This is a genomic window from Rickettsia sp. TH2014, assembly GCF_019249195.1.
Classification (GTDB): domain Bacteria; phylum Pseudomonadota; class Alphaproteobacteria; order Rickettsiales; family Rickettsiaceae; genus Rickettsia; species Rickettsia felis.
The window spans coordinates 1-3,246 of the sequence record NZ_MXAX01000284.1 but is presented as its reverse complement, the minus strand read 5'-3'; the positions used below and the strand labels follow the sequence as shown (position 1 = coordinate 3,246).

Sequence of the window (3,246 nt, the reverse complement as noted above, 5' to 3'; positions counted from 1 at the left end):
GCTGCTTCAGGCACGCACCAATCACAATACCTAACTCCCGACTACTTTTTACCAGCTAGTCAAAGCGAGAGTTATTACAGCAGAAAGTATAACGGACCAATAAGCAGAATATCACGCATAGTATCTGCAAGTCTTTTATCAGCAATGATGCTCACAGCAACATTAGATGCTAAAGCACATCCTAGCGTAGAATCTGAAGAAGTTACAGTACAATCACCCCAAGGAAACAATAGCAATACCTCAAGATGGTTTAAGTTCAAAAACCCATTAAGCCATCTTAGTAATATATTAGGATTCAATAGCGGTAGTACTGCGCCTAAAGCTCAAGAAAAGCCCATTACTATAGAAGAACTACAGGACTTATATAACAATGATCCCGATGAGCAACTACACAATAACTTTAATAATGTAAACACATCATTTAATTTTGCAGCAGATGGATCTGCCACTCTCAGCAGAGACAGTATATATTTCATGCCTCAAGACAATCTTGTAACGAAAGATTGGGACGAGGAGACTATATATTCTGAACCATGGGACGATACCGCACTTGCAGAAGGATTGCCATCTGCCCCACCACTAGAATACTTAGCATCAGCACCTAGCGATAATGATTTACCGCTACCATCAGCACAACCTGCAGAGGGAATAACAGAAACAGAGAAGGCAGCTATCGAGATATTAGACCAAGTACTAGATGGCGATAGTGCATACGATACATTATCAGATGACACAATATCAGATACTTCATCAGAACACTCTTTAGAATCAGATTGCAGCATATCAACCACGCCTAGCATACCGAGATCATCAGATCAAAATCAAGGTGTTAAAACTGAGATAGGTGGCATGAGTATAACGATCCCAAATCATTTTTTTGCAGTAGATAAAGAAGACACTTCGAGTCTATCTAATTTTAGTGAGAATGATGATGAGTGGGATGATGAAGAGGACGATAAGTGGAGCAAGCAGGCTATAGAAGATGTTGCCAAAAGAGTAACACCGGAATCAAATGATACAACAAACACAGAACCAGTAAATACTTTTAATGGCTCTGATACTACTAAGTCATCAACATCAGTTCCAATACAAGATTTACCTAAGATAGTAGGGTGTCAGTATAAAGAGCCATTAATTCCAAACAATCATTATAAAGCAAAACAAAGTTCTACTGTGATTTTAGCGGAACTTGAGGTTAAAGATGAGCTACAACAGACTTTAAGCAGAAGAAGAGCAGTAATGGAGATAGAAGAAGATGATGAAGTGGAAGGGTTAGATGAGGAAAATGAAATATCATCACCTACATCAGCTTTGCAATCAGCACCACCTGCAGATGCTATATATTCAAAACTATCAGCATCTGAGGAAGCAAGACAAACTATCGAAAGAAATAAATCAGCAATAGCAAAGAACAAAGCCTTATTAGAAGCGAAATACGCTACTATTGCAAAATCAAGATTAGGCTTAGCATACAAAGATCCTGATACTAAAATAGGCGATGCATTCACTTCTGAGTTTGAGTCAAAAAATAATGAACAAGTCATAGATAACGATGATACAGCTTTAATATTGCCTCCCCCACCAACGGAAGCAGAATTAGCATTAATGGATACGGGCATAATATCCAATTCTAATGATATCAATGCCACTCAAACAATAGACTATGACGTATTAGAAAAAGAGCAGGATAGGCTGCCCCTACCACCATACCCAGTAACAGAGGTGGATAGAGAGAAAAATATATCTGAAATAATAGAAAACGCTGATGAAGATTTACTGTTTCCTCCCCCTCCAACGGCAGAGGAATTACAGGAGTTGGGCATAGTGTCTGATGTTACTGAGGATGATGCAATAGAAGATTTACCATTTCCACCACCTCCATCAGAAGATGAACTAGCAGCGTTAGACCAACTTACTGAAGTATCAAACCTCAAGCAAGCACCAGTAACAATGGCATCTATATCATCTGAGCTTCAAGAAGAAAGCGAGTATCATGGAGATAGTGATATCTTGACCCAAGAAACAGTAGAAGACGACGATATCCAAAACTCTATTACTGAAGTAGATGTTGATGCTGCATCTAGCGAACCTTGCGTACAAGCGACCTCTATAGACAAAGAAGAGATGCTTAAAAAAGCAGCTATGGTAGCAGCATCACATAACCAAGCACGTAATATGAGTAAAATAGCAAGTCATCAGATTAAGCACCGCATTTTTGCTAAAGATATAGTAACTGCGGCTGTTGCTGCAGGTGATGAAGAAGCAGGTGGAGCTCTAGATGATGCAGCTGAAAAAACCCACGGCTATAGTATATGGAGTAGTGGTACGCTTGGCAGTAACAAACAAAAATCTAAAGCAGACTTAAATGGATACAGCACTAAAATAGCTGGAGGCACTATTGGGCTAGAGCTTAACCTTGAGAATGATTTGCTGGTAGGTGGCAGTTTTAGCAAGTGCACTAGTCGTGTGAAATATCAAGATCAAGGCGGGTCAAGTGATTTACGAAGCAGTACTGCAAGTACCAGCACTAAATATGATACTCATATATTTAGTCTATATGGCTCACGTCCAGTAAGTCGTGATATCAGCATGTCGGTAATAGGTTCAGCAGGCTATAGCAAAGGCACAAAAGCAAGCTCAAAGTTATTGAGTCTTGAGCCTCATCTTCACTACAGAATAGAGTTACCGAGAGCAGTAACGCTAATACCTCACATTGGATTGAGATACGAATATGAGAAAGCAAGTCGCCATAAAGAGCAAATAGCAAGTAACCTATCTATAGAGCATTCTAAAAAGAGCTACCAAGCCTTTAATGGTGAGATAGGCAGCAGAGTAATATTTGCCCCTATTAAACTAAATGGTAGTACTTCACGGGCAATATCCATAACACCTACTGCTCATTTCTCGGTAGAGAGAAGAATAGGTAGCAGGGGCAAAAGCCATCCTTTCACTTTAACGTACTACGAGTCCAAGCAAACTATCGGAACTGGCACCATATCAACTAATGCTCAGAACGAAAGGACGAGTCTTAATGCTGGGGTCGGATTAATAGCGAGCCGGAAAAATATTAAGTTAGAGCTACTATACGACCATACAAGGCAAAAGCGATTTAAGAGCCATCAAGGGGTTTTAAAGCTGAAGGTGAGTCTCTAGACCAAACGAATAAAAAACCCTTAAGAAAATAACAAAAATAAAACAGTCGTAAGGCAAAGAGGTAGGTATTACCTACCTTAACATTGCCAATAA

Annotated in this window: 1 protein-coding gene; it reads left to right on the top strand. The window is 39.6% G+C overall.

Annotation, left to right across the window (positions count from 1 at the left end):
• The coding region (locus KYQ89_RS07985) for an autotransporter domain-containing protein (protein ID WP_371920419.1) at nt 1-3,153 on the top strand (3,153 nt) is incomplete at its 5' end.
• Between the last annotated feature and the right edge of the window lie 93 nt (nt 3,154-3,246).